Source organism: Chlorogloeopsis sp. ULAP02 (assembly GCF_038404745.2).
Taxonomy (GTDB): domain Bacteria; phylum Cyanobacteriota; class Cyanobacteriia; order Cyanobacteriales; family Nostocaceae; genus Chlorogloeopsis.
This window is the reverse complement of record NZ_JAYKTT020000024.1, coordinates 92622-111012: the sequence shown is the minus strand read 5'-3', so window position 1 is coordinate 111012 and position 18391 is coordinate 92622. Positions and strand designations below refer to the sequence as shown.

18 protein-coding genes and 1 other RNA gene are annotated in these 18391 nt (G+C 41.7%); 4 read left to right on the top strand and 15 right to left on the bottom strand.

The window, feature by feature from the left end:
* Nucleotides 1–12: 12 nt before the first annotated feature.
* Nucleotides 13–1020, top strand: a complete 1008-nt coding sequence (locus tag U2718_RS12530; protein ID WP_341998419.1) for a bifunctional metallophosphatase/5'-nucleotidase — start codon at nt 13–15, stop codon at nt 1018–1020.
* A 364-nt stretch (nt 1021–1384) separates the two neighbouring features.
* On the opposite strand, the gene U2718_RS12525 is transcribed toward U2718_RS12530, so the two are convergent.
* The gene (locus U2718_RS12525; protein ID WP_341998418.1) at nt 1385–4096 is read right to left on the bottom strand and encodes an MGH1-like glycoside hydrolase domain-containing protein; all 2712 of its coding nucleotides are present in this window, start codon (nt 4094–4096) and stop codon (nt 1385–1387) included.
* 240 nt (nt 4097–4336) lie between these two features.
* Here U2718_RS12525 and U2718_RS12520 point away from each other — a divergent pair, with 240 nt between their 5' ends.
* On the top strand, nt 4337–5281 hold the full coding sequence (locus U2718_RS12520) for a cyclase family protein (RefSeq protein ID WP_341998417.1): 945 nt from the start codon (nt 4337–4339) through the stop codon (nt 5279–5281).
* A gap of 142 nt (nt 5282–5423) precedes the next feature.
* Here U2718_RS12520 and U2718_RS12515 read toward each other — a convergent pair whose 3' ends face one another.
* From U2718_RS12515 to U2718_RS12490, 6 genes are all read right to left on the bottom strand, one after another.
* Entirely contained in the window at nt 5424–6188 is a 765-nt protein-coding gene (locus U2718_RS12515; protein ID WP_341998415.1) for a M50 family metallopeptidase, read from the bottom strand.
* A gap of 170 nt (nt 6189–6358) precedes the next feature.
* The gene (locus U2718_RS12510; RefSeq protein ID WP_411813272.1) at nt 6359–6832 is read right to left on the bottom strand and encodes an FHA domain-containing protein; all 474 of its coding nucleotides are present in this window, start codon (nt 6830–6832) and stop codon (nt 6359–6361) included.
* 22 nt (nt 6833–6854) lie between these two features.
* The gene (locus U2718_RS12505) at nt 6855–7718 is read right to left on the bottom strand and encodes an FHA domain-containing protein (protein ID WP_341998411.1); all 864 of its coding nucleotides are present in this window, start codon (nt 7716–7718) and stop codon (nt 6855–6857) included.
* A 153-nt stretch (nt 7719–7871) separates the two neighbouring features.
* On the bottom strand, nt 7872–8603 hold the full coding sequence (gene pgl / locus U2718_RS12500) for a 6-phosphogluconolactonase (RefSeq protein ID WP_341998409.1): 732 nt from the start codon (nt 8601–8603) through the stop codon (nt 7872–7874).
* Nucleotides 8604–8851: 248 nt separating this feature from the next.
* Nucleotides 8852–9592 (bottom strand): ribonuclease PH, encoded by a 741-nt coding sequence (gene rph / locus U2718_RS12495; RefSeq protein ID WP_341998407.1) that lies wholly within the window; start codon nt 9590–9592, stop codon nt 8852–8854.
* A 202-nt stretch (nt 9593–9794) separates the two neighbouring features.
* Complete coding sequence (locus tag U2718_RS12490; protein ID WP_341998405.1) at nt 9795–10343, bottom strand: nucleoside monophosphate kinase; 549 nt, start codon at nt 10341–10343, stop codon at nt 9795–9797.
* A 366-nt stretch (nt 10344–10709) separates the two neighbouring features.
* On the opposite strand from U2718_RS12490, the gene U2718_RS12485 reads away from it, so the two are divergent.
* Together U2718_RS12485 and dcd are read left to right on the top strand one after the other, a co-directional pair.
* Nucleotides 10710–11246: a P-loop NTPase family protein gene (locus tag U2718_RS12485; protein WP_341998403.1), complete on the top strand. Its 537-nt coding sequence runs from the start codon at nt 10710–10712 to the stop codon at nt 11244–11246.
* 205 nt (nt 11247–11451) lie between these two features.
* Nucleotides 11452–12051: a dCTP deaminase gene (gene dcd / locus U2718_RS12480; RefSeq protein WP_411813271.1), complete on the top strand. Its 600-nt coding sequence runs from the start codon at nt 11452–11454 to the stop codon at nt 12049–12051.
* Between the two features lie 6 nt (nt 12052–12057).
* On the opposite strand, the gene U2718_RS12475 is transcribed toward dcd, so the two are convergent.
* From U2718_RS12475 to U2718_RS12440, 8 genes are all read right to left on the bottom strand, one after another.
* Nucleotides 12058–13707 (bottom strand): FAD-dependent thymidylate synthase, encoded by a 1650-nt coding sequence (locus U2718_RS12475; protein WP_341998401.1) that lies wholly within the window; start codon nt 13705–13707, stop codon nt 12058–12060.
* Between the two features lie 105 nt (nt 13708–13812).
* Nucleotides 13813–14235 (bottom strand): preQ(1) synthase, encoded by a 423-nt coding sequence (gene queF / locus U2718_RS12470; RefSeq protein WP_341998399.1) that lies wholly within the window; start codon nt 14233–14235, stop codon nt 13813–13815.
* A 76-nt stretch (nt 14236–14311) separates the two neighbouring features.
* Nucleotides 14312–14695: a hypothetical protein gene (locus U2718_RS12465; RefSeq protein ID WP_341998397.1), complete on the bottom strand. Its 384-nt coding sequence runs from the start codon at nt 14693–14695 to the stop codon at nt 14312–14314.
* A 295-nt stretch (nt 14696–14990) separates the two neighbouring features.
* Nucleotides 14991–15377 carry a hypothetical protein gene (locus U2718_RS12460; protein ID WP_341998395.1) on the bottom strand — a complete coding sequence of 129 codons (387 nt, stop codon included), beginning with the start codon at nt 15375–15377 and terminating at the stop codon, nt 14991–14993.
* Nucleotides 15378–15402: 25 nt separating this feature from the next.
* Nucleotides 15403–15499: signal recognition particle sRNA small type (ffs, locus tag U2718_RS12455), an RNA gene on the bottom strand.
* Nucleotides 15500–15533: 34 nt separating this feature from the next.
* The gene (locus tag U2718_RS12450; RefSeq protein ID WP_341998393.1) at nt 15534–15800 is read right to left on the bottom strand and encodes a YciI family protein; all 267 of its coding nucleotides are present in this window, start codon (nt 15798–15800) and stop codon (nt 15534–15536) included.
* 42 nt (nt 15801–15842) lie between these two features.
* Nucleotides 15843–17246: a cytochrome c biogenesis protein gene (locus U2718_RS12445; RefSeq protein WP_341998391.1), complete on the bottom strand. Its 1404-nt coding sequence runs from the start codon at nt 17244–17246 to the stop codon at nt 15843–15845.
* Nucleotides 17247–17454: 208 nt separating this feature from the next.
* Nucleotides 17455–18195: a cytochrome c biogenesis protein CcdA gene (locus U2718_RS12440; protein ID WP_341998389.1), complete on the bottom strand. Its 741-nt coding sequence runs from the start codon at nt 18193–18195 to the stop codon at nt 17455–17457.
* Nucleotides 18196–18391: the final 196 nt, after the last annotated feature.

Sequence of the window (18391 nt, the reverse complement as noted above, 5' to 3'; positions counted from 1 at the left end):
GATCGCGGTGCTGTGATAAGGGTAGGTTTAATTGGCGTAACTCTTGATAGTAATAAAGCTAGGTATGTTAGTTACACCGATCCGATTGAAACTGCTAAACAACAGGTGCGATCGCTCAAGGGTAAAGTTGATATTCTGATTGCTGTTACCCATCTGTCAATCGAGCAAGATCGTAAATTAGCAGAAACAATACCAGAAATAGATATTATACTCGGCGGTCACGAGCATGAAAACATTCAACAGTGGCGAGGGCGAGATTTTACGCCAATTTTTAAAGCCGATGCCAATGCCCGTACTGTCTACGTTCACCAGTTAAGCTACAACACTATCAAGAAAAACCTCCAGATTAACTCGCGTTTGGTGCCAATAACGGAGAAAATTCCCGAAGATTCCAAGATTGCAAAGGTAGTTAAGCAATGGGTGGAACGGGGTTATCAGGCATTTCGCGCCAGTGGATTTGAGCCGGAGCAGGTAATTGCGAATGTGCCAGTTGCCTTAGATGGTTTAGAATCTAGCGTTCGCAATGAATCTACAAACTTAACAGAATTAATTGCTGAGGCGATTTTGAAGGAAGTAAAAGATGCAGATTTAGCAGTATACAATGGCGGTTCAATTCGGATTGATGATGTAATTCCAGCAGGGCCAGTTACCCAGTATGATGTGATTCGGATACTGCCTTTTGGGGGCAAAATTGTTGCAGTAGAGATGAACGGTGCATTGTTGCAAAGAGTATTGGAGCAAGGACAAGCTAATAAAGGTACTGGTGGCTATCTGCAAACAGCTAAAGTTCGTAAAGACTCTAATTTAGGCAACTGGCTAATTAACAATCAACCCCTTAACCCCAGTCAAACTTACAAAGTTGCTATCAATGACTTCTTAATTAGTGGTAAAGAACAAGGATTAAATTTCTTAAATCTTCAACAACCGGGCGTTAAATTGATAGCAGAAAAACGAGATATTCGTTTTGCAGTAATTGAGCAAATTAAAAGTCAAGCAGCTGTTAGTAAGATTTTAAAATAAAACCAATCACAAAAAACAGTAGTGGTTGTTATTAATAACAGGACTTACGCAAAATATTTCTCTAACTCTTATTACTCCGCGTCTTCTGTGCCTGGAGTGGTTTTATTCTTCCGTAACTTGTACGTCATTTCTAAATAAGTAAAACGCGAGTTGTAAGACTCGCGTTCTTACAAAATTTAATTTTAATGCAGTATCTATTTACCGAAAATTTTCTTTAGCCCATATGCAGCTAATCCTAAGTTTTTAACATTACCCACCTTACGCTTATTAAGAGAGCAGACAGGAAAAACTCTTTAACCTTCTGCCACGCCAGTCGCCCCAAGTCGGGGAACCCGCCCACGGCGCTGGCTCCTCTGCCTTCTATTTACATTGCAACAGATTGAACCTGATTTTTCTTCATTTCCCCAGGTTGATTTTCCCCGCTATATTCTCCTACCTGTTGGATGAGTTTTGCTATTAAACCAGTCCATCCTGTTTGATGACTTGCGCCAATTCCCGCTCCATTATCTCCATGAAAATATTCATTGAAAAGAATTAAATCATGCCAATGTGGATCTGTTTGAAATTTTTGCATTCCACCAAACACAGGACGATTGCCAGCTTCATTGTTTATGAAAATTTTGATGAGCCTTTGTGATAATTCACAAGCTACTTCCCAGAGATTTATATATTTACCTGAACCAGTGGGACATTCCACTTTAAAATCATCTCCCAGGTAATGATAGAATTTTTGCAGTGACTCAATAATCAGATAATTTACTGGAAACCAAATTGGGCCGCGCCAATTAGAATTACCACCAAATAAACCGCTATTAGATTCTGCTGGTTCGTAATCTACTCGATATTCAGAATTGTTAGCATAAAAAATGTAAGGATACTCAGCATGATATTTGGAAACTGAGCGAATTCCATACTCTGATAAAAATTCTGTTTCATCCAGCATTTTTTGCAGAATACACCGCAATTTATCACGGTTGACTATTGCCAGTAATCTTCTGGCACCTACACCCCTCGTTTCCATACAAGCAACATTTTGACGCAATTTAGGGCGATTGTTAATAAACCACTCCAGACGAGTTTTAAAATTAGGAAGTGCTGCTAAAATATCTGGTTCTAAAGTTTCTACAGCAAAAAGTGGAATCAATCCCACCAGTGAACGTACTTTTAAAGTTAAATTATGATTGTTAGGTAAATGTAGAACATCATAATAAAAACCATCTTTTTCATCCCATAGTTCTGTACCTTCATCACCAATGTGATTCATCGCATCAGCAATATAGAGAAAATGCTCAAAAAACTTTGTGGCGATGTCTTCATAATTGGAATTTGATTGAGCAAGTTCTAGAGCGATCGCCAACATATTTAAACAGTACATCCCCATCCAACTTGTACCATCAGATTGGTCAATGTGTCCCCCTGTTGGCAGCTCTTTACTCCTGTCAAAAACTCCAATATTATCTAAACCTAAAAAACCTCCCTGAAAAACGTTCTTACCTTCTACATCTTTGCGATTTACCCACCAAGTAAAGTTAAGCAGTAACTTCTGAAATACTCTTTCCAGAAAATGTTTATCTGCCCGCCCATACATTTTTTGCTCGATTTTATAAACGCGCCATGCCGCCCATGCATGAACGGGTGGGTTAACATCACTAAAAGCCCATTCATAAGCAGGAATTTGTCCGTTAGGATGCATATACCATTCCCGTGTTAGTAAAATTAATTGCTCCTTGGCAAAGTCAGGATCGATCATCGCTAAGGGAATAGCATGGAAGGCTAAATCCCAGGCGCAGTAGTAGGGATACTCCCATTTGTCGGGCATGGAAAGAATATCTTCGTTATTGAGGTGAATCCACTCGTTATTTCTGCCGTGTTTGCGTTCATTTGGTGGAGATGGCTCTGCCGGATCGCCATTTATCCATTCATCGATAGTAAATTGATAATATTGCTTACTCCAGAACATTCCAGCAAAAGCTTGTCGCTGCACTGTTCGCATATCTTCTGGCAACGAAAAAGGAGTTATGCGCTGATAAAATTCGTCGGCTTCGCGTTGGCGAGTGGCAAAGATATTGTTAAATTCATCTCCAAAAGGTGTTAAGAAAAGTTCATTAGTTAGGCGTAATTGAACTATTTTTGTTTCACCCGCACCAACATTTAATATATAATGGGCAGCCGCTTTAGTTCCAATTTGATTTGGATTTACGGCTGCTTTTTGTTCATGCACTATATAATCATTAATTCCATCTTTGACGTAGCGAGAAGTATTGCTAACACCAAATAATTTTTCATGATTTGTTTCGTTTTCTGTAAATAAAATTTCCGTAGCTTTCTGACAATACAGCCATCTTTTCCCTAAAGTAGAGTGAAAAGCTTCTACTGTAGATACGTCAGATATTTCTTCTTTTACTTCTTTTAGAGATGGTTTATCTTGTTTCCCATTCCAAGTCCAAGTATTTCTAAACCACAAAGTGGGTAAAAGATGGAGTGTTTTTGCTTCTTGTCCTCGGTTGATAACACTAATTTGAATTAGAATATCATCGGTGTAATTTTTGGCATACTCAACAAAAATATCAAAGTATCGGTCTTCATTAAAGATGCCAGTATCTAAAAGTTCATATTCTATTTCTCGGCGACTGCGGCGACGATTTTCTTCGATTAATTGAGAATAGGGAAATGTTCTGTGGGGATATTTATACAGACATTTCATATAGGAATGAGTAGGAGTATTGTCTAGGTAAAAATAATATTCTTTAACGTCTTCCCCATGATTTCCTTCATTACCTGTTAAACCAAACAAGCGTTCTTTGAGAATAGAGTCTTCACCATTCCAAAGCGCGATCGCAAAACACAGTCGCTGATGGTGATCGCAAATACCAGCAATCCCATCTTCACCCCAGCGATAGGCACGCGATCGCGCCTGCTCATGCGGAAAATAATCCCAAGCTGAACCTGTGGCACTATAATCTTCCCTGACTGTACCCCACTGGCGATCGCTTAAATATGGCCCCCAGCGCTTCCAATGCATTTGGCGATCGCGTGCTTCCTGCAACCTTTTTTCTTCTGCTGTTAAGCTGACCATAATTAATATTTTCCTGCAAAAATCTGATGAGCTATCTCAAGTATTTGTTATGCATCCTCATTACAAATGATAGTTTGATTAAAAATAGATGAGTTCGCAACAAATAATGATATATAGATTATTTAGGAATAATTCAGCAAATATATAGAGAATTGATTCAAACTCAAAATTTTAGATGTAATATTTTTTAATAAAACTATGGAAAAATTTAACTTTTATTAATCCTTGTCTACAGTTTTTATGGAATTTGCGAGCCAACACAGTACTAAACTTTTATTGACTGTAATTTGTTTACCAATACTGCTCGTCTTTATTTCCTCAGCAGTAGGTGCAAAACAGCCCAGCGATGATTTAAGTTTGTGGCAAGTTTATCAGCGATCGCTCCAAGAAGCCAAGTATGTTGACTTAACTCATACCATTACCCCTAAAATTCCTGTGTGGGCAGGTTTTGGCTCGTCTACGTTTGCACCTAGCATTAATCCCAAAACTGGCAAGCCATACACTTATAAAGCAGATGGCTTTGAAGCAACACACTATGATTTATCTACAGATCAGTTAGGAACTCAGCTAGATCCACCTGCTTATTGGGCTCCCAACTATCCAGCAATTGATGAGCTACCTGCCACTTATACAATTCGACCGTTAGTAGTAATTCCAATTCAGGACAAGGTAGCTAAAAATCCAGGTTATCACTTGAGCGTAGCAGATATCCTAGAGTGGGAAAAGAAACATGGTAAGATTCCTAGTGGCTCAATTGTATTTGTACGCTCCGATTGGTCGAAGGAATGGCCAAACCCAGAACTAGCTAAAAGAAAACCATTTCCTGGCGTGAAGCTTGAGGCTCTCAAGTTTTTGCATCTGCAACGGCAGATTCTATTTCATGGACATGAGCCACTAGATACTGATACTACACCCAATCTAGAAGGAGAAGCTTGGCTGCTGCACAACGGTTATGCTCAAGCTGAAGGCGTCGCCAATTTGGATCAAGTACCAGAAGCAGGAGCACTCGTGGCAATAGGCTACCCGAAATTCCAAGGGGGTACTGGAGGCTATGCGCGCTATATTGCTATTTGTCCGCCGAATTGGAAATATGGCGTATCGGTAAATCAGATTCCGGAGTCTCCTTTAGCAAAAGCTGCAAAGCCACTGCATTGGGATGAGAAGTTGGGGATGCGAGTACGGTGAGATACGCTCACAGGCTGGAAGCCTGGTACTACACAAACAAAGCCCACCTCCGTGGGCTGAAATCCTTGCAGGTTGCGGAGGCAGCCTTGGTACGTATAGCGACAGCCTTCTAGGGTGTTGGATTTTGGCGAAGGTATTGTAATTAGCTGACGTTTATTCGCGCTGAACGATAGGCGATACGCAAACTTTGTACAAGCAAAAGTCCAGAGGCGATCGCCATCAATGCTCCCCAAAACCAGTAAGGTAAAAATAATTCTTGCTGAATTTGTGCCGTATCAGATAGCCCCAAGGAACCAGCACTGTAGCTAAATAAATAGTTGAGTTGATGATAGGTACTTATACAAGCTTGTACACCTAAAAATTGAATTGCAAATCCTTGTACCCAACGAGGTGCTTTGAAACCAATACCTAAAATAATTAAACCTAACAGGGGTATTGCCACTAATCCAAATAGCGATCGCACCCAAATTGCCGTTGATAGCAGCAAAAAACCCCCCAATATTTTCAAACTCCAGGAAGCAGTTTTAAAGCTACGCGAAGCCAATATTAAAATAGCACCTGCAATCGGTGGCCCCATCGGCCCGGCAGCAGCGACTAAAGCACGTCCGAATGAACCCAAGAAAAACCCGCCGCTATAACTATAAATTGCTACACCCGAACCATTAGAAAAAATCAGTAACTGGCGAAAATCGCCTCCCAATAGCATTGCCATTAAACCATGCGCCATTTCGTGAAACCAGGTCGCCAGTATTGTGAATGGGTATAAAATATAATCTCCACTAGGAACTTGCCATAATACTACTGTTGCGATCGCGGCTGCCATTAACCAAGTCAGCCCCATGCGTTCAACTTCGGGTGGGGCTTCTGTGGCAAGTAATGGTTGAAAATTTTTCCTTGGTTCCCTCATGGTTCAAGTCCCTTAGGTATTACCCTCTACCGGAATTGCACTTAATATTTATCCTAACCGCTGCTAAAAGCTTCTAGGGGTGAGTTACGTCATGTCCCCCTAGCGACTGATCATGAAGGCAGACGCGGAAAGATTTTAATTGTAAGTGATTAGCCGAACTTGATGTCACTCTAATCTGGCAATTCTAATTGTGTAGAGACCTTAGGAGCAACTTCCCAGATATGCTGGGAATTATTTTCACCATTTCCTACTCCCCATTCTTGATTCATCAAAGAAGGTGAGCTATTGTGCGACATAGGATCAAGAAGGTGCGCCTCTGTGGAAACTCCTAGACGGATTTGAATTTGAGGCCCAGATCGGGCAAGACGGAGAACTGCTCCATCAGTAATCGGCGCTTGCCGAATCGCTTCTCCATCCAAATAAGTTCCATTAGCACCTAAGCTTACAACTTCCCAACCGTTGGGCAATCTTCGCAACTCAATATGATGGCGGGAAACCACAGCACTGTATAAAACAACATGGTTATCCGCTGATCGCCCGATGCGAATGACTGGTTCGTTGTCTTCAAAAGTCCAATTTTGAGCAGGGATCGATTGCAGTGGTTGTAGGAGGATAAGTGTAATCACGTGAGTGGCTTGTATCAATCCTCCTTACTATAACCGCTACTTAAAAGAGTTGAAACAGGAATGTTACCATATCTCCCTTACCCAAACTGATGCGATCGCCTGGTCTTAAACGATGTCGATTTCCTGGTAATAACGGTAAGTTATTAATGTAAGTGCCGTTGGAGCTACCTACATCTTCGATGTAATAAGCATCTCCCTCGACGCGAATATCAGAATGAATGCGCGAGACAATTTCTGAGTTGGGAAATCCAGAAACATCTATATCTGGGGGTATGCGATCGTTAGGTTTGCCAATATGAATTACAGAGAGATTTTGTGGTAATTCAATTTGCCTGTCAGTTTGGACGTGAACTAGTCGTGCTGTTACCTGCTGTAATTGCGTTCTCGCAACCGGTGCTGGGGCTGGTTGAGACGATGGTTCTGGTTGTGGTTCTGGTTGTGGAATTTCTTCCTCAGCAGCGATCGGTTCAGGTGCTGGTGCTGGTGCTGCTGTTGGAGGTGGAGATGGACTTGTTTCTTCAGCAGAGAAAGATTGAGCAGCAATCGTTGGTTGTGGAGGATTGCTCTCTGGGGGAACTGCCACTGCTGTTGGTGGTAAGCCTGAAGAGTCAGGAGCGCTATAGCTGGCTGTTCCACTCATGGGGATTGGTTGGGGCTGTACTAATGGATCGGGGTTAATAATGGGTTGTACTTCCACCGGGATGTCTGGTGCAATGGTTGCTGCTACTGCTGTTGCCGTACCTACGCGTAGGTGATAACCACATTGTCCGCAGAAAGAAGCATCTGCCTGTACGGTTGCCCCACAACTGGGACAGTTCGTAGTCGCTGGTAACGGGGTATAGCAAGCTTCACATTGGATAGCGCCATCAGGGTTGGGATGATTGCAGTTAGGGCAGACGATCATGGTGATAAGCCTTTTGTTCTAGGTCATCGTAATATTATGCCGACAAGCAGAGCGGCAACTCTAGCTTCCGATTTTAACAATTACTGTTTGACAGATAGCTAGGCAGTAAGCAGTAAGCAGAAGGTTAAAAAATAAAAATTTACACGTTATTTTTTATCCTTCATCTTTTTTTAGCTCGCTACCTGCTGCTGCGTCTAGAAGCCACCAGAGTTCTCCTTGAGGTTGAATTAAGCGAGATGGATAAGTTGAGCTATCTGCCTCCGGTGCAAAAACTTGAGCTAAAGCTGGTTTTTTGTTAGCACCAGCGACTAAAAAAATAACGCAATGGGCTGCGTTAATGAATGGATAGGTGAAGGTGATACGAGGATTGCCGTCTTTGTTCCCGACTGTGACTAAGCGATCGCTAACTTGGAGTGCTTCTGTATGAGGAAACAAAGATGCAGTATGAGCATCATCGCCCATTCCTAGCAAAACCACATCCAAAGCGGGAAACTCACCTGATGAGCAATGAAAAAATTCTTGCAATTGTTGCTCGTGTTTAGCCGCGGATATGGCTGGCTCACCTTCATTAGTCGGCATGGAGTGAATGTTAGCCGCAGGTATGTCTACTTGATCTAACCATGCACGGCGTGCCATCCCTTCATTGCTATCGGGATGATCGGCAGGAACATAGCGCTCATCTCCCCAAAACACATGAATCTTATCCCAAGGAAGATTGGAAGAGGCGATCGCTTCGTATAATGGCTTCGGTGTGCTGCCACCAGCTAGGGCAATTGTAAATCTTCCTCGTTGTTCAATGGCAGGGTTAATTTTCGAGAGGATTAATTCTAGCGCTCGTGCTACCAGCGCTCCTTGATCCGGTAAAACTTCAACCTTTTTATTCATCGCTTTCTCATCACATTGGCGACTTCCAGCATTACAATACCGAACTTATAACTTTCTGTCTGTTTAGCTTTTGAAACTTTTAATGTCACTATTTCGTTTCTTCAAGGCTTATACGACAAATTCCCCAAATTTCGCTCAATCTTAATAAAAATCATCACTAACCTCATAAGAGGAAACGGGAAGAGAGGGAGACGCAAAGACATTAAGACGCGGGGACGCGGAGAGAAAATTCCCCGTGTCCTCTTCTTTCACCCTCTATACAATTGCCCCCAATCAGTGATCGCTTGTTGTTGGGCTATTAACAATTGCTGAATTCCTTTTTCGGCAAAATCTAACAACTGATCCAACTGGGAGCGGCTAAAACTACCTTCTTCCGCTGTTCCTTGAACTTCAATAATTCCCAAGTGTTGATTCATGACTACATTGAAATCAACACTAGCGGCAACATCTTCGATGTAATTCAAGTCTAGAAACGGCTCTCCTTCTAATAAGCCTACGGAAATAGCCGCTACCTGTCCACTCAGAGGCGATCGCTCTAGTGCTCCCTGCTGCAACAATTTGGAAATTGCATTCGCCAACGCCACAAATCCACCTGTGATCGCAGCTGTTCTTGTGCCAGCATCTGCTTGCAGAACATCGGCATCTACAGTCAGCGTACGTTCTCCCAGTGCATTTAAATCTACTGCTGCTCGCAAGCTACGTCCAATTAAACGCTGAATTTCTTGAGTTCGTCCAGATAATTTCAAAAATTCCCGTTCTTGCCGTTGCAAAGTTGCACTTGGTAACATCCGGTATTCAGCAGTGAGCCAACCTTTACCAGTACCAACGAGAAACTTGGGAACTGTCTCAGCTACGCTCACGGTACACAGTACTTTAGTCTCGCCGCAGATTGTCAAAACAGAACCGGGAGCAAAGCGAGTGAAATTTTGCTCAAAGCTGACGGGACGGAGTTCGTAAGGTTGCCGACTGTCTGGACGCTGCCAAGCCATTAGGGTAGCCTCAAATTTCTGATATGTGATACTGCCTTCAGGTTACCTTTTCAGCTAACAGTTTAGATATTTTTAAACAACTACGTAAGAATTTCTATCTGTCTTGAAAATGGGTGTGGGGGTGTAAGGGTTTAGGGGTGTAGGAGAAAAAACCTCTTTCATCTTTGGTGATGAAACTTATTTCATCGGGACTGCCTTCTACTTATAAGAGGAAACTCATAATGTTATACTGCACTATTTCTGGAGGTTGATCGCCATTAATAGTCAATAGGCGACGGCGGCGATCATAATATTCCAAGACAGGGATCGTGCGATCGTAGAATAACTCAACGCGACGTTGCACAATTTCGGGTTGATCGTCTGGAAGGGAGCGCCCTAAGGCACGAGTGACCATCACGGCTTGTGGTACTTGTAAATAAACTGCCCAAGTTAACTGTTGTCCCAAGCTGTCCAATAAAAAATCCAATTCCTCGGCTTGAAAGGCAGTACGGGGATAACCTTCTAACACCCAACCACGGTGAGCATCCGCATACTTTAGCCGAGTTCGTATAAATTCAATAATCATTTCGTCTGGGACTAAATCCCCTGTTTCTATATATGGTCGTGCAATTCGACCTAAACTGCTTAAGCGAGCGATCGCTTCTCGTAAAATTTCACCAGTAGAAATCAGAGGAAGATCAAAGTGATTGCAAAGCCTTTGTGCTTGAGTACTTTTCCCTGCTCCTGAACCTCCCAAAATCACCAATCTCACAACAGTTAACTCCTCATACTGCCCATATCACTACTGTCTAACTCTGTTTTGCAAAACAAAAAGCAAATTTCCAATCCGGACAATTACGAAGATATTCACAATATCATAGTCTTCATCCCTGCTTTGTTCCTTTGATTTCAACTTCTAGATATCTGTGTTATTTTTTACTATTGTTTTTATAAATACCGCGAGCAAGCATCTCTTAATAACCCTTGACTTCAGGCAAAGGTAGTGTTTGACTAGGAAAGCAATTACAAGATAAGCTACACACTGCTCAAAACAGCTTGATTATACATACAAACACGTTTGTCAAAAAACACCTCAGTTATAGTACTTAGATTTTTGTAAATTATTAAACATTAAGTTATGGTTACCCAACTAGAAACCCCAAGTGGAAATTTAACCTTTGGCTTGCCATATACAATTGAGGGACTCGTGCAAGTTTTTACGAGTATACATCGTAATTTTTTTACTAGTGTTATGGCTCAAGCACTGAGAATTGCCGGTCAGGGTACACCAGTGCTAGTAGTACAATTTCTCAAAGGAGGGATTCGTCAAGGGCATGAAAATCCGATTCGATTGGGGCAAAATTTGGATTGGATTCGCTGTGATTTACCTCGTTGCATTGATACACCCCATATCGAGGATACTGAAGCTCAAGCCTTACAAAAGTTGTGGCAACATACACAAAAAGTTGTCTTTGAGGGTAAGTATTCTCTCGTTGTGTTAGATGAGTTAAGCTTGGCGATTAACTTTGGTTTAATTCCCGAAACAGAAGTTTTATCTTTTCTGGCAAAACGTCCTGCTCATGTTGATATTATCTTCACAGGATCAGAAATGCCTAAATCAATTCTGGATTTGGCAGATCAAATTACGGAGATTCGCCGCAGTCATCAACCCTAAGTGATGTAAAAGGGACTAGAGACTAGAGGCTAGGAAACAAGCAGAGAGGCAAAAACATGATTTCATCAAGGTTCTCAGCATCATTGCGTCTCCTTGTCCTTTTTGCCCAATCGCCATTTTAAATTCAAGCATCCTACTGCTTTCACATCAGCTACATTCGGTGTATCCTGATAATTTGGTTTGAACGAGTTTCTATTTCAAGCAAGTGATTAAGAACGATAAATGGATTGCCAAAATGGCTGAAAAAGGCATGATTTTGCCTTTTGAGCCAAATTTAGTTCGAGAAGTTAAAGTAAATACAGCTTTAGGAATAAATCCTGTAATTAGCTACGGCTTGTCTTCCTATGGCTACGATATCCGCCTTTCACCAAACGAATTTCGCATTTTTCGTCATATTCCTGGAACTGTAGTCGATCCAAAAAACTTTAATTCTCAAAATCTCGAACCGACTCAACTACATACAGATACTAATGGCAGTTACTTTATCTTACCAGCCCATTCTTATGGATTAGGAGTTGCCTTAGAAAGGTTAGAAGTGCCAGATAATATCACGGTAATTTGTATTGGTAAAAGTACTTACGCTCGTTGTGGAATTATTGCAAATTTAACACCTGCCGAGGCTGCGTGGCGCGGTCATTTGACTTTGGAATTTTCCAATTCTTCTAGTGCCGATTGCCGCATTTACGCCAATGAGGGTGTGGTGCAATTACTATTTTTAGAAGGCGAACCTTGTGCGATCAGCTACGAAGCCCGACAAGGCAAATATCAGGATCAGCCAGAAAAGGTTACCTTGGCTAGAGTTTAATCTTTACTACTGTCGTTGCTGCAATTTTGTATCAATTCGCTGTTCTGCTGCTAATCGCTCTAAAGCATAATCATTCATGTCTACAAAATGCATATGAGCTACCAATGCCGGGTGAACAGCAGCAATTTGCCGATATATTTCTTGAGCGATCGCGCGATAGGAAGGATGCCCTTGTCGTGAACTTCGTAATTCTACAAAATGATAGGCTTCACGCAGATTCATCTTCATCCGCCAGCGCAATCGATAGGCGAAGGGTACAACATATTGTGCAGCCTCTGGTAAGTCTTTGCTAATCAACTCCGTTGTTTCGGCAGCATAATCTAAAGCGTCTCGGTAAGATTGAGTTAGTTTTGCTGCTTCTATTTCTGGTGAAACTACATATCCGTGATTTACAGAGTAGCTTTGTCGTTCTTGTGTGAGTACGCGATGTCGATGTAAATCTCGATAAGCACCCAAATCAGCTAAAATATCAAATGTATAGTATGTTTCTTCAAAAGCACGTCCGGGACGATGGAAGCGTGACTCTCGTTCGCCCACATAGGTACTAATAATCTCTACTCTTTCTGTAGTTGACAAACTGGTAACGTATTCTTTGAGTTGCTCAAAGGTCAAGTCAGTGTGAGGATAAAGAATAGCTGCAACAATCTTTACCTCTGCATCTGGATCGTGCTCTACTAATTGCACAGTAGATGTTGATGCAGGCTCAATTTCCTGTTGTAGAGAGGCAGGATCTCCCGTCTTGAAAAAATTTTGTAAAAGCAGTTTTGTACGTTGACTATTCTTTGATAGGTAGAGTGCAGCCTTAGCCCCCCGTTCGGTTTTTGCACGTTTGACAAATGAAGGGATAAGATGATCTAGCTCTTGTTGCATAGAAATTCCCAGCGTGCGAACTTCCTCATGAGGTGAGGCAGCAAGTTTGACTAGTAGATATTCCAAGGCTCGTCCGTTACCAAACAACCCAACATTAGTCAGGGTTGCCATTGGCAGCAAACCGCGCAACAAGTCTAAAGTTTTGGCTCTGGTTGCATTGTTGTATGCTCGTTCAGAAGTGGTTGGATCTTGGGGAGTACAAGAGCGCACCCAACTCAACAAAGGCTCAGTTAATGCGGTGTAAGTATCAAATAAACGATCTAGGGTTGCTTCATAAACTGATGCGTGCCTTGATGCCATAATCGACGATTCTCGATGGTAGCGATAACGCCCGTTGATTTTGCGGTTAAACGGCACATATCTTGTTGATTTTTCTAAAGGAGAAATTCCTAAACGACTGTCTTCAAGAGCTTTGGCTGCTATATTACTAATTCCTTCACAGGCAATATGTGCGCCTCCCAGTTCCGCTACAGAATCATCGCCATACCCAATTAAGACGCGATCGTAAAATGCTTCTGCTTGTTGAATTGCCACTAATTGCTCGGCGTTATTGTTGGCTGCTTCACCGACAATCCGAGTAAAACTAGCTTCGCTTTCTTTGATGAACTCATCCAGAAGTATACGGCGTAAACTTTTATCACTACGGCTATAACGCGAGAATAATGCACCTTTGACTACTTCTGGTAAATTCCGCAAGCCAAAAACAGATCGATCCAAATTAGTCACAAAAGGCTGTAGTAAACAGATCTCCTGTTCAGTCAGCGATTCTTCCCAAAAATCAGTCATTTCTAATGTCTCTGTTCTGACAAATACTCAAAATTATTACTGTGATTGTTCGTCGCTGCTCTCAGTTTTGGTGATATTCCAGTAGAAACGGCGTAAAAGTTAATTTTAATCTGGCTTTGATTTGAGATGTTGCACTTCAATTACTGTATGCACGTTCCCGCGCGGTGCAAAATCAGCTTTGACTGTGACTTCTAGCGGATCACAAGCAGCGACAAAATCATCCAAAATTTGATTGGCAGATTCTTCGTGGGAAATATAGCGATCGCGGTAATTGTTAATGTAAAGTTTGAGTGCTTTTAATTCCACCACTTTTTCATCAGGTATATAGGTAATGTGAATGGTGGCAAAGTCAGGATAGCCAGAAAATGGACACTTACAGGTAAATTCTGGCAAAGTAATGTCAATATTATAGCGGCGTCCCACTCGCGGGTTAGGAAATGTAATTAATTGTCCTTCCGCAATGTTGCGTTCGCCATACTTTGTTTCTTGATTTGGCTGAGATGCTGTTTCAAGTGAGGAGTTACTCATAAAAGATTTCACAATAATTTCAATAATTTTTGGTTATTCATCATTGGTAAAAGCGAAAAAGCCTTATACTATGGACTTAAAAATCTTCCGCTTCCCAGTCTGGGCAGTTCTCATCATCCCACCCGTACGGATGCATTGCACATACTAATAAGTTACCACTGTAAGCTTGACCGTGGTAATGACGACAACCAATGCAGGCTGGATTCTGTGTTGCGGAAGGTTCAACTGGGTAAGGAAAAGCTGCATCTAAATCATCTCCTGCCACATCTTCGAGTTCCCAGTATAAGTCCTGTACATACTGGTCAAATTCTGTGGCAATTGTATTGTGTAATTGTTCGGTAATTTCTTCTGTAATTTCAAAAACAGTGTCTACCATTTCACTCATCCCCAGGAAGAAACGCTCTACCTCATCTGCCACTGTTTGTACCACTTCCCAAAAATCTTTTTGCCAGTTTTCCATATAATTAACGTCCTTACAGGCTATTTCCAAAAAGAGGACACCAATGTGTTTGCCCGATTATGACTCAAGCTTCCCAAACAATGTGCATTTCATTTTCCCAATGATGGGCGCATAAGCACTACACCATAGGACACTAATTTGCCCTAACCAAATGTCTGTGGACGTTCAGTGCTACTTGGCTGGAAGCACTGAAATACACCCTGAGGAATTTAGTTTCAACTCAAATTTTACGCCATTAAGTAAAAGGTTGATATTAGCATTGTTACGCTAATACCAACCCTTTATCAATCTCTAATTAATTATCGTGTTGTAGACGTTTCAACTCGTCTTCTAGTTCTAAAACTTGTTTGCGTAACTGGTCTACATTATCGTCGCTTTGGGTAGCTTTGGCTGTTGGCTGCTCATCTTCCTCTAAAATTTCGATGCGGCGTGGTTCAGAGGGAGTTGTGGTTTCAGTCGTTGTCCCTGATGTAGGTGGCTGTTGAGCTTGCTTCATCATGTCTTCAACGAAGCGGCGGGCTTCCTCTGTAGTCATTTCGCCCCGTGCAACCATTTCGTCTGCCATCTTTTGGAATTGCGATCGCAGTTCGGTTAATGTCCCACCTGCTTTCTCGCCCGCATAAGAAGCCAACCCAACACCGAGATAAAAAGCTTTTTTAACAATATCTCCAAAACCAGGCATTGCAGCTTTTGCGCTCCTAAAATAGGGCGACCCGGAGACTACGCCTACCGTAAGCATCCCGTGTTGCTGCTACCTTCCGGTCCTGACAAAGTTTGGGCGTTACAGTCGCATAGATCCAGGTCTAAAACTAGAATAGCATTAAATACTTTAAGTGTGTTATTCAGCTACAATTTTCCACTCATATAGCTTGTAGTTGACACAATCATTTTTTACCAGCGGATCGCGAGCCACGATCGCCTTTGCTTCATCCATTGAAGCTGCCTCAAATATCATCATGCCACCTCCGAACTCTGACCAGTAACCAGACTTGGCTTTGTGTCCTTTGGCAGTCAACTCTTGGATGTAAGCCCTATGAGCAGCAACATATTTGTCAAAAATAAGTTTATCAACCTTGCCTTCCTCAATTTTCACGAAAGTGGGCATTTGCTGGCATCCTCTTTGTGTTACCTCTGCGTTAGAACATGATTAAGCGATCGCTTTTTCCTCTATTTTCTCTTGGGAACTTAGACGATCCAAAATCTGCAAAACTTCCTGTTCAAATGCCACCTGAGCGCGATTTGTTTTACCACCCACGTATAGACACCCATCTTTTTGTAAAGCCCAAATTTGCGAGTGAGAGAAGTAACTCATCACGACACCCAGCATTAACAAGGCAAATCCTGCATATACGATTGGTACTCCCGGATCGGCTTTAATTTGCAAGCCCGTACTGCCAACCACATCTAAAACAGTCAACTTTACCCCGTTCACTTGGGTAGACATCCCACTACGCACAGTATCAATTAACTTGCCAGTAGCATCGTAAATTAACACTGTTCCCTGCAAGTCTTTTGCTAGTAGCGAGACACCTTCACTCAAATCTGGTTTGGTTGGAATCCAGGTTCCCCAAATACGTCCATTTCCGTTGGTATTTAATTGCGCCATTGGTAGTTGGAAAATAGGGCTTTTATTCACCCTTACCCGTACAGCAGCAAGTCCCCAATCAGTTTGATAAAAAGTTACACCACGATAGCGCAGAGGTTGATTGACAAAAATTGTCTTGCGATCAACTTCCTCTCCTTGAGTATTCAAAACCGATAAATCTGAATAAAACTGGTCGATGTTACCAGTAGATGTATAGTCAATCCAAAAACGATTGACACGCAAAGTCCAATCTTTAGTGATTTGTGTTGCTGCCCAAGGCCCAGCATCAACAACATTTTTTACTTGAAAAGTATTGCCACTGGGAACCATTTCTTGAGCCATAAACCCAGTCATAGCTCCCCAAATTGACCCCAATAGAATTACCACAATACCTATATGCACAATAATAGGGCCGATGCGTCCAACTATTCCTTTACGGGCATAAAGAACATTATTTTTATCTTGTTCTTGAAATACTTTGTAACGCCGATTTTTTAATATCTGACTGAGGTTTTGTAGAGAATCGTTTTGTTTGTCTACATCTATTTCTGCACTCAATGCGAGTTTTGTAAATTGCCGGGATTGGTCGTAAAATTTCCAGCGGCGGGCTGCTTTTAAAGCTGGTAACTGACGTGTAAATGTACAAGCAGTTAAGCTAGTACCAAAAAATATGAGTAGAGCTAAAAACCACCAAGTACGGTAGACATGGTCTAAGCCTAGAGTTAAAATCACTTTCCAAGAGAGGAAACCAAACAGCGCTGGATGTTCTGGATAATTGGCTTGGTAAAAGGCTAGTGATTGACCTTGCTCAATAATCGTACCACTGACACTAAAAAGTGCAATAACCAAAAGTAGGACTATTGCTAGACGTAAATCTGTCAGTACAGGCAAAATATCTTGCCGTAAAGACTGATTGATATTTGACCACAAATTTGATTTTTCAGAAGTTGTATTATCTACAGTCATTTTAATTATTAAAGTAATTGTTAGTAGTTAGTAGGAGTGGCTTGAGAAGATAAATTTTCGTTTTTCATTTAAAGATAATCAACAGAACCTGCTCTTCCAGTAGTTATTAGCTAGTTAATGATGATATTACTTATTAGTTTTTGGTTGAGATATTTTGTTTAATTCACCTATTATCTATTAACTACTATCCACTATCTACTAACTAGTTTTAAAACCCGCTCAAGGGAATTCGTGAAATTAGAGAAAAAACACCAAATCCTACCAAAAGTATGCCACTCACTGGGTTAATCCAACCAGACCAACGCCGCATTTCTAGTAACTTTTTAATAGAAGCAGTAAACGTACCTGCCAAAATTAATGGGGCTACATAACCTGCTGTATAGGAAATTAGCACAATAGCACCCAAAATTAAGTCTTGTGTATTCGCAACCCAACCTAACAAGCTGGCTAAAACAGGTGTGCTACAAGGTGAGGCAACTAAACCAAAACTCAAGCCAATTGCATATGCTCTTAATCCTTGAGGCAATTCTTGAGAAATCCAATCTGTACCTCCAAAAGAGGGCAACTGTAGAGGCAATGCTTCTAACAGATTTAGCCCCATTAGAATTGCCAGGATACTGACAATAATCGGCAAACCAATTCCTATTTGCCCATAAACTTTTCCGACTACAGCTGCTACAACTCCCAGAGTTGCCAGCGTAGTTGCTAATCCCAAAGCAAACCAAGTTGATTGGGCTGCTGCTTGTAAGCGGCTTTTTGCTTCATAACCACCAATGTAGCCAATAGTAATTGGCAGCATGGAAAGCATACAAGGCGTGAGACTGGTAAGTAATCCCGCGACAAAAATGATGCCAACACTAAATAAACTCAAGTGTGTCAGTTGGCTAGAGACAAGGGAGTTGGCGAATTGCTCTAGTTGATAAAGTTGGGTTTGCAGGGTTTCAAGCATGGAGTAGATATAAAGCTAAAATGCTTGCACTGCTTGAATTTTAGCTTAATTTGGTTTGGAAAGTGGGGGCTAAGAGTAACCTATCCTTTGATTTTATGTTCTACAATCGCACTAAAATGGTTTGCCCACAGTCAAAACAGATAATTGGCACGCTCATTGCCTTGAATCGTTTTTCATCCCTTCCCTAAAGGACGTA

Coding starts and splice junctions, on each gene's coding strand:
- U2718_RS12525 (WP_341998418.1), bottom strand. CDS start 4,096: ATGGTCAGCTTAACAGCAGAAGAAAAAAGGTTGCAGGAAGCACGCGAT.
- U2718_RS12520 (WP_341998417.1), top strand. CDS start 4,337: ATGGAATTTGCGAGCCAACACAGTACTAAACTTTTATTGACTGTAATT.
- U2718_RS12515 (WP_341998415.1), bottom strand. CDS start 6,188: ATGAGGGAACCAAGGAAAAATTTTCAACCATTACTTGCCACAGAAGCC.
- U2718_RS12505 (WP_341998411.1), bottom strand. CDS start 7,718: ATGATCGTCTGCCCTAACTGCAATCATCCCAACCCTGATGGCGCTATC.
- pgl (WP_341998409.1), bottom strand. CDS start 8,603: ATGAATAAAAAGGTTGAAGTTTTACCGGATCAAGGAGCGCTGGTAGCA.
- rph (WP_341998407.1), bottom strand. CDS start 9,592: ATGGCTTGGCAGCGTCCAGACAGTCGGCAACCTTACGAACTCCGTCCC.
- U2718_RS12485 (WP_341998403.1), top strand. CDS start 10,710: ATGGTTACCCAACTAGAAACCCCAAGTGGAAATTTAACCTTTGGCTTG.
- U2718_RS12475 (WP_341998401.1), bottom strand. CDS start 13,707: ATGACTGATTTTTGGGAAGAATCGCTGACTGAACAGGAGATCTGTTTA.
- queF (WP_341998399.1), bottom strand. CDS start 14,235: ATGAGTAACTCCTCACTTGAAACAGCATCTCAGCCAAATCAAGAAACA.
- U2718_RS12465 (WP_341998397.1), bottom strand. CDS start 14,695: ATGGAAAACTGGCAAAAAGATTTTTGGGAAGTGGTACAAACAGTGGCA.
- U2718_RS12460 (WP_341998395.1), bottom strand. CDS start 15,377: ATGCCTGGTTTTGGAGATATTGTTAAAAAAGCTTTTTATCTCGGTGTT.
- U2718_RS12450 (WP_341998393.1), bottom strand. CDS start 15,800: ATGCCCACTTTCGTGAAAATTGAGGAAGGCAAGGTTGATAAACTTATT.
- U2718_RS12445 (WP_341998391.1), bottom strand. CDS start 17,246: ATGACTGTAGATAATACAACTTCTGAAAAATCAAATTTGTGGTCAAAT.
- U2718_RS12440 (WP_341998389.1), bottom strand. CDS start 18,195: ATGCTTGAAACCCTGCAAACCCAACTTTATCAACTAGAGCAATTCGCC.